We start from the raw sequence: 1,275 nt of genomic DNA on the forward strand, positions 1-1,275 counted from the left end.
ATGACTAACGCTTGGGTAGTTGCCAGCCCTCGATCCAGATAAGCCTGATAGACCCCTGCCCAACGCTTGCTCCGGCGAGCGGCCATGGCCGCGCAGCAAAGCAGCCTGCGAGCTTCTGAGTCCCCTTTCTTGGTCAGTTTTCGCTTGCCGGTTTTGGTGCCTGAGTCTCTCACGTGAACGTCCATCCCCAGGAAGGCCACGAAGGCATCACTGTTCCTGAAGTCGCCCCTTAAGAAGGCCATGACCAGAGCGTAGGCGGTCAGATCGCCCACGCCCTCCAGGGCCTTGCACCGTTGCACCTGTTCGCTGAGCCCAGCGTCTCTTACCGTGTCGCGAAGGTGTTTCTGGATCTGTGCATCCAGCGTGTTGATCTGAGAGATCAACCTCTTCAAGCCCGCTTTGAGTAGCGGCTCTGCACCCAGGCTTTGCTGGATAATGGTTCGCGCCTTGACCAGTGCCGCACGGCGGCGCAGTAGGGTCTGCAGCGTCCGATACGCCTTGGGTGGCGGGCTCCAGCGGCGCAACGCCTCTTTTTCATGTTGCAGATGGCGGGCAAGTAGCTGCGCATCAGAGGCGTCCGTTTTTGCGCGACCACCTGTGCCTTTGCGGTAATGGTGGAGGCGAGAACCATCAATCACGTAGATGTGATGGCCTTTACGGTGGGCCAGCTCAATGACATCCATGTGATAAGTGCCAGTGGCCTCGATGGCTATCTCGCAGAGGGAAGGCAGATCCTTGAGCCAAGCCCGAATGGCTTGGGGTGTGTTCTCAATGGAATAGGTCTGGCCCAGGAAATAGATGACCAACTCGGCCTTGGCCACGTCGATGCCGATAATGGAGGGTTCTACTTGCATTGCCACTGAACAGCCCCTTGCGCTAGGTTACACATGCTTGTCGGGGCGCACCTGAAACGCTGGCTTGCTAGGTATCGTCGGTCTGAGGTGCGAACTCAGCCGATGGATTCTTTATCGGCGTATGAATAGGTGCGGGGTGGGGCCAAATCTCCTACCGTCTGTACCCTTGGGTCAGATGCTCCTTTGGTCCCTCCACCCCGGCAAGTCCTGCATGGTTGCAGGAAGAGCATTCAAACATACAAGTTCCTCTCGAGGGACGAACCCGCGTATCAATACGGATAGCGGGCGAATGATTCATCAATCCCTATAGAATGGGTTGGCATGGAGACCACGCTTTTTCCTCGCTTCGCTCGGTTCGCACCTCGAGAGGTAATCCTACAGGCGGTTTGATTTCGGGCAGGCGGCTCCGCCTGCCCGAAAT

The 1,275-nt window shown here is 57.4% G+C and carries 1 protein-coding gene; it reads right to left on the reverse strand.

Features of this window, described 5'->3' with window-relative positions; all coding sequences use genetic code 11:
* The coding region (locus A3730_RS08855; RefSeq protein ID WP_063537943.1) for an IS110 family transposase at nucleotides 1–854 on the reverse strand (854 nt) is incomplete at its 3' end.
* Between the last annotated feature and the right edge of the window lie 421 nt (nucleotides 855–1,275).

Source organism: Alcanivorax sp. HI0044, from assembly GCF_001634945.1.